The 6,762-nt window shown below is 59.4% G+C and carries 6 protein-coding genes; 2 read left to right on the top strand and 4 right to left on the bottom strand.

Annotated elements, in window-relative coordinates:
* Positions 1-489: 489 nt before the first annotated feature.
* Entirely contained in the window at positions 490-1,389 is a 900-nt protein-coding gene (locus K288_RS0134950; RefSeq protein WP_152535814.1) for a hypothetical protein, read from the top strand.
* Here K288_RS0134950 and K288_RS0134945 read toward each other — a convergent pair.
* The 3 genes from K288_RS0134945 to K288_RS0134935 form a co-directional block, all read right to left on the bottom strand.
* A complete protein-coding gene (locus K288_RS0134945) occupies positions 1,376-1,861 on the bottom strand; it encodes a DUF499 domain-containing protein (protein WP_210164440.1) in 486 nt (161 codons plus the stop codon). The genes K288_RS0134950 and K288_RS0134945 overlap by 14 nt on opposite strands.
* Positions 1,862-1,871: 10 nt before the next feature.
* Complete coding sequence (locus tag K288_RS0134940; RefSeq protein WP_027583720.1) at positions 1,872-2,426, bottom strand: ATP-binding protein; 555 nt, start codon at positions 2,424-2,426, stop codon at positions 1,872-1,874.
* Positions 2,427-2,946: 520 nt separating this feature from the next.
* The gene (locus K288_RS0134935; RefSeq protein ID WP_152535812.1) at positions 2,947-3,579 is read right to left on the bottom strand and encodes a hypothetical protein; all 633 of its coding nucleotides are present in this window, start codon (positions 3,577-3,579) and stop codon (positions 2,947-2,949) included.
* A gap of 1,201 nt (positions 3,580-4,780) precedes the next feature.
* Here K288_RS0134935 and K288_RS0134930 point away from each other — a divergent pair.
* Positions 4,781-5,977: a helix-turn-helix transcriptional regulator gene (locus tag K288_RS0134930; protein WP_027583718.1), complete on the top strand. Its 1,197-nt coding sequence runs from the start codon at positions 4,781-4,783 to the stop codon at positions 5,975-5,977.
* Between the two features lie 473 nt (positions 5,978-6,450).
* On the opposite strand, the gene K288_RS0134925 is transcribed toward K288_RS0134930, so the two are convergent.
* Positions 6,451-6,762: plasmid pRiA4b ORF-3 family protein (locus K288_RS0134925; protein ID WP_027583717.1), on the bottom strand; the 312-nt coding region annotated here is incomplete at its 5' end.

Here is a 6,762-nt window from a genome sequence, read left to right as displayed (position 1 = left end):
GAGGGCGCAGGGAAAGCCGGGTGCTGGTTGCACCCGTGGGTCCCGTGCAACAAAAAGCACGGGGGTAGGACCACAGGTTCAACCGAAGCATTCCGGCTTTCCCTGCGCGATGGTTTACGGCTTACTTCGTGCTCTCCCCGGTGACCGGGCTCTTTTGCCACCGTCATCTCAAGCGCGAACTGGTTCGCGCGAAAAACTTAGCGCCAGCGTCGGGGCGCCAGGACCACACGACTTGGCGTCAAGAGGATTTCCTAAATTATTTCAAAGGCAAACTTTCGCTCGAAGCCGTCGGGCCGGATTAGGCCTAAGTTCAGCGGTGTTCAGGCGAGTCCTGGAATCCGCCGGCGAACCTACGGCTTCACTTCCAGAGCCTTCACTGCCAACTCTTTCGGCGCTTTTGCAGGCGCCCTTCGCAACGCACCGGACGATCGGACATAAGGTGCCGATCTAGTGCTACATTTAATCGCCTAACAATGAGGGAGGCTGCCTATGTCAGGCAAATCGCGATACGGCAGTATGAGTAGCGCCAGCAGGTATGAAGACGCGAACGCCACCGCGACCGAGAAAACCAGAAGCATCGCTCCGACCATCGCCGCGGTTTCGAATGACGCGGCCGTTCAGGCGTCGTGGGCGCAGTACGTCCAGAACCTTGTGAGCGAGCAAATCGCAGCGTTTCAGAATAGCGTCATCGCGGGATTGGGCGAAGGCATCAACGAGCAACTCGATCGCTTATTCGATGAAACCAACAAATTTGTTCGACGCGAATTGGACGGCAATTCGGGGAAGCTGGAAACGGCGCTAGCTGACATCCGCGCGGCCAAGGCAGAAATGCGCGAAGAAATTCGCGCAGAGCTTCGTGCTGAACTGCGCGCCGAGATCGTAGACCGAGTGGCGCTGATCAGGCAGCCCGCCGATGGCGCTGCGGGCCCGCGCGGCGAAAAGGGCGAGCCGGGTTCGCTGCCGATGGTCGAGCCGTATATCGCCGGCCGCGTCTACTATCGCGGCAACGTGGTTGCCGATCAGACCGGCAGCTATCAGGCTAAGCGTGACACCGCGACAGCACCCTGTCCGGACAGTGAAGACTGGACCTACTTGGCGCGATCCGGCGCAGATGGCAAGGACGGTCGTACATTCCGGCCTCGCGGCACCTATGACCCCTCAAAGGACTACAAGCGGCTGGATATCACTATGCTCAATGGGTCCAGCTTTGTCGCACTGCGTGACGATCCCGGTCCGTGCCCCGGTGAGAACTGGCAGCTGGTCGCTTCCGCCGGCAAGCGCGGGCAACAAGGTCCGAAGGGCGAGCGCGGCCCGACAGGGCCACTCGCCATTATGCCTCGCATCGCCAGCACCGCGATCGATGCCGGGTACAATCTCAATCTCCGTTAGCGGTCTTGCTCGTCAGTGTATCGAGCATGTCCGGATGGAACGGGTAGCTGAGCAAGAATTCCTCGGTCGCACTCGGCCTACGCCCCTCTTCCGATAGCGAATCGCGATGTGTGTTCCAGAGCGCCTTATAAGCGCCGATAACCTCGGCCGCGCGATCATCGTCTATCCGCGAAAAGATCCGGCGCCGAATGACCTTCGCCGTCTCGTCGTCCTTGGTGGGATTCAATATCGTGGCCTTGCGGCCCGAAACGCTCTCAAGCTCCAGCATAGCGCTGGCAAGAAATTCGTTCTCGGCCGCGAAAGCATCGACACTCTTGCCGCCCGCCTGCACGGCGAGGGTGTAGACGACCGCAGCATTCGGAGTTGTCTCGACCGCGGTGAAGAGCGCCTTCATGAAAGCCGCCAACTGATCCCGGCCGTCCATCTGCTGGACCTTCCGCAGATACTCCCCGAGCTCGTCCAGAACGATCAACACGGGATCGCTACCGAATAGTATCAGTGCCGGGCGCGATCCTGTCCTGGTCTGACCGACGGACGATCTCGTAACCCGTCTTGCCCGCTAGTTGGTAAGCGATCTCGCCCCATGGCGTGAACGCTCGAACGCCTTCGCCCATCGGACGTCCGTTAGCTGCGTCGGCATTTTCGCCATCGAAGGCAGCCACACGTACCGCGACGTTCGGCACAGTCGTAGGACTGACGAATTCTTCGACATTCGAAACGCCCTGCATCCCCCGTGCCGCGTGCACAAGTGCTATGAGGCCATGCGTCTTGCCGCCGCCAAACGAAGTGTCGAGCCGAAATACCGCCGAAACCGAACTTCCCCTCCCCGACAACCGGCCACAAACGTTTGCGAGCAGCCCCTTGAGGCCCTCGGTAGGGTACGTGTTTGCGAAGAACCGTTCCGGATCGAGATAGTCAGGCGTCGCATCGCCGCGAAGCACGCGAGCGAGATTCGCCGCAAAGTCGCTGTCGGTGACCGTGCCATCGAGAACGTCATCCCGTGGGCTGCATAGATCAAAGACTGTCGGCAAACTCATTGTACCCCCCCCCGGCGCCGGACCTTCGCAGGTGACGGCCTTCGGTTTTTCAATCCAGGTTGTCGAGATCGGCCTGCTTGAAGTCCCCCCGTCCGCGAAAAAGCGTCTGCTACATTTCGCATATTTCAGGCACTTCGGGCTTTGCTCTTGAGCAGTTCGAAGGAAAAAGCGTCCTAAACTTTGAATACAACCAAGACAAGGGTCAATGTGGCTGAATCTGGCCCGCTTTGCTAGTGATCCTGGAGAGAATACGTCCCGTCCAAGTTCCTTCTCGACTAGAACGATTCTCGCCTAAGTTGTCGCTCTTGCTTCGGCTGCGTTCGGGCTTAGTGTTAACTCAATTCGTGCGCAGATCGGAACCTGCCGTGTCCGTGTGGGGCAGTAAATTAGGCAAATCGCGGCTCAAATTGAATGATGGCTTAGAGGCCGGCGCGCTCTTACATCGAACAGCCTCCGACGCGCTGGTCATTGGCGGGCCCTGCAGGTGATTTAAAGAGATAAAATCATAAGTAGACAAGCATCATCGTCGTCCAATCGCATCGTCCAGCGCTATGTCGATACGTGGTAAGCTGTAGTCGCGGTGATCGACTCGTTCGACTGAGACGATACGCTCCGCGGCGATCGGTCCCCGCACGATGAAGGCCGACGCGAAGCGCGTTCGATTGCGCCCGCCGATGACGAGCTGGTTGGCAGAGTGAGCGGTGATGATGTCAGCGTCATGGATCGCGAGATCAACGCAGGCGACCCGAGAGTCCTGAACCGATGTGGCCCAGGCGCGGTCCGCGTATCTCAGGACTGCCGGGCCAAACAGCCTCTCGAGAGAAGCCCGGCTCGTTACCGGCTTCCCGAGCTGCACGACCGTATAGAGGAAATCACGGCCGTCAACGACAACGTCATCTGGATCGGCCTCAAATGAGATCAGGATCGAAGCCGTGTTCTCCGCCTTGCGGTTGTGGTTACATGCGTAATAGAGCGCGTCCTGCTTTCTGGCGCAGGCGCAAATCCCAAGGACGTCCTTAGAATCCGGGCGAGTGAGCTTGGTCGAAAGCTCCGGAGATCGCCAGAGATCTTCCAACTGGTCCTTGATGTCGGACATAATCATGCGCCAGAACCCCGCATCGACGGCCAAACCGTCTTGCCGGATGCCTTCCACGGACGTATCGGCAAGCGCCTCCCTAACGGCTATCCCTCGGTAAAGGCGCACTTCCGCTTTTCCATTCTATCTGCCGGCGACGAGTCACCCCCGGTCGGAAGCTTCCCAAGCCTTGAGGGGCTGCACACCACCAAACCGGTGTTCTCTGGCCCGACATTCGATGCCCTTGGCGTAAAAAGGCAGATTTTCCGCGTCACGGACGGATCCTTACGCACGGTTCGCAAAGGGCGGCGGAATATCGCGCGAACCCCCTCCCAGGGCCCGCGCAGATCGGACAGACGCTTCCGTCGGGCGACCATGTCACTATCACAACCGGCTTCTTCCCTGCATGTTGAATCTTATACGTGGGGAACGCGGCAGCCTATCGGATTCGGGCTGTCCATGGGAGGGCCGGTGCCTGTAGGACGAAAGTATGAGCGGGATGTCCATGGCATGCTGCTGGATTGTCGAACGGATGGTGGAAGGCTTAAGGCCAACGCAAACAGGCGGCGGGGGCAGGTCCTAAAATAGGAAGGGACAACATTTTCGAGCGCGGCGGCGCTCCAATTTTAACGGCCGCAGGTTGGGGAAAAAATTCCGCAAGAATGGCCAGCCCAAAATAGATCGGCGCACTTCGGCTTGGCTTTCAAGAACTGACGGACTACGGCAATTGCTCGGTCCGCTTTATATCTCTGGAAGAGGACCTTGCCAGGCTCACCGGCCAAACGTCGGCTACGGGCCGAGGGGAAGTAAGTGCATGCACCCTGTCGTCTCGTTGGTTTTGGACGCAAGTTGCAGGAAGGGGAGATGGGGTTGGCGGGCTCTTGCATCGTCGCCGATATCCAGCATCGCACCTGCGATAAAATGGCGCGTTGCCGCGGAATAATCTCAAGTTGTAGTAGATATAGATTCAAACTTATCGTCATATATGGCAGTTGTACTTACGTACCTTTTTTCATCGCTCTCGGGACTTTCCCGAGGTGCACGTTTGTGAGGAACGCTCCTAGAGCCATTGCGATTTGTCGCGCGAGTGTCGTCCCGAGCTCACCGCGGGGAGACCGTCAGCGGATAGCCGCCCATCGACTTGGCATGCCGCTGCACGCAATCGGCTGGCAAGCGCCATCGCCGCGTCCGCGCACTGGGAGACGGAGCTGATCAGTGGCGGCCGGCAATGACGCCGCGTCCGAACACTGACCCGAAATGAATTGCAAGGGGCGGTGCTATGCGGACCTTCCACGAGAGAGAGTTCCCGCGACTGCTCGATCTTCTCTACGACGCGGCGCTTGATCCCGAACGATGGCAGGCGTTCCTAGATGCGCTGCCTGGCCCATTTGGCGGCGCGTGCGGCGTCTTGCATTTCTATGATGTAACGAAGCGGACCATAACGGGGTTCCACAACTTCGGCGGCGACGTTTCGTTTGTTACCTCTTATGAGAAGCACTTCGCAAGCGTCAATCCTTACCCCGCATCAGGGTTTGAAAAAATCCCGGTCGGCGAGTTGGTCTGTGCCACCAACCTGTTGGCTGCAAGCGCCGTCGAGAAAACCGAGTTCTTTAATGACTGGATGATGCCGCAGGGCATCACGTCCGATCACCTCGGGGTGTCGCTCTGTCGAGACAAGAGCAGCGTGGCGCTTCTCAGCATTGCGCCTCATGCGTCGGTCTATCGGAACAATAGAACTACTTACGAGCGTCGATTCGCCCTGCTGGTGCCGCACCTGATACGTGCCGTCGAAATCAATCACGCCATGGCGGCTGCACGCACGGCGGAGCGAACGCTTGGGACCAGCCTTGATGCGCTGAGGCTCGCCGCGCTCGTGGTCGATGGGGCCGGGAGGCTCCTACTCGCCAATCAAAGGGCTGAAGATCTGTTGCGGCGGGACCGCGTGCTATGCACCGATCGCTCGAAGAGACTTCACGCCGCCAATTGCGCGGAGAACTCGGCGTTTGCCGCCGCCATAACGTGCGCCGTGCGCCCGCCGCCGGCGCTCACGACGCAGCCCGTACGTTTGACCTCGCGCGCGTCCGGACGGGTGTTTATCGGTTGGGCCGTGCCTATGCGGGCGGTGCTACCAAACGGACCAAGCCACCGCTCGCAGTTTACGCTCGATCTCGGCACTGAGGCGACTGTTCTTGTGCTCGTGGTCGCAGCCGAGTGTGCGCTATCCATTCCCCCAGAGGTGATACAGGCGGCATTCAAATTGTCAGCCGCCGAGGCGCGGCTCGTCAGCGCGTTGATCGCGGGACGGACGCTGGCCGAGTATGCGCGCGACAGCGGCCATTCTCGCAACACCGTGCGCAACCAGCTCGCGTCCGCCCTCGAGAAGACCGGCACGCGCCGGCAAGCCGAGCTCGTGACGGCAATCGTCGGCACGCTCGGCATGTTCGGGAGCCGGTGTGTGGTCCCTTCTTCTCGATAGAGAGCTAGAGCGCGCCTTTAGATCGAACGAAGTACAGCGTGATTAGTACATTTGCATCATGCGCAACCGGTCTCAGGCGGCCAAGAATTCCAGCGCAGAGAGCGAGCAAGCAACTGAGCAATCAGGTGCGGTCTCCTAGGGAAATAACCATGCCGCGGTGAACCGCCGCTCGAAATCGAGAGCGGTGGCCGAAGGCTCCACTTTTGGCGACGACAATGGCGGACGTTCGAAGTCAGGGCATTTTCATAACCGGAACATCAGCCGAGAGTTTCTTACAATAACACATCCTAAACGCGGGATATGGGGGGCACATAGGGCCGGTGTGACGGCGCTCGTGTCGTTCTCAATTCGGTTCGCACTCAGACTGTCTCGCAGACACTAGGGATACCGCAATCATGGCAACGGTTAGGGCATTTGGCGCAACCATTCTTCGTAAGCGGAGCTCTGCGGCCCTCTTGAATGGCGCTTGACGCCTATTTTGTTCGCGTGGCGCGTCGCCGCGGTTTCCATGTGTCGGACAACGCGTTGACGGCGGCTTCGAGCGCCTTCCGGTCGACGACGTTGGGATCGAACCGCTCCGGACCCCAGAGGCGCATATGTTCGTGGTCCGGATGGGCGGGGTCTCTGATGGCTTCGAGGTATTCGGCATAACCCGGCGCACCGCCGACGTCTTCCGGAGGACAACGACCGGCGGCCTCGAGCAAGAAGGGAAGTCCCTCCGTCGTGGTGTTCTCGAACCATTTTTCGAGCTTGATCACATGGTCCCAGCTGTCGCCGAAGTCATA

This window comes from Bradyrhizobium sp. Ai1a-2 (genome assembly GCF_000426245.1).
GTDB lineage: Bacteria > Pseudomonadota > Alphaproteobacteria > Rhizobiales > Xanthobacteraceae > Bradyrhizobium.
Note: the sequence above shows the minus strand (reverse complement) of the source record. Positions and strands in the feature narration are given on the sequence as shown.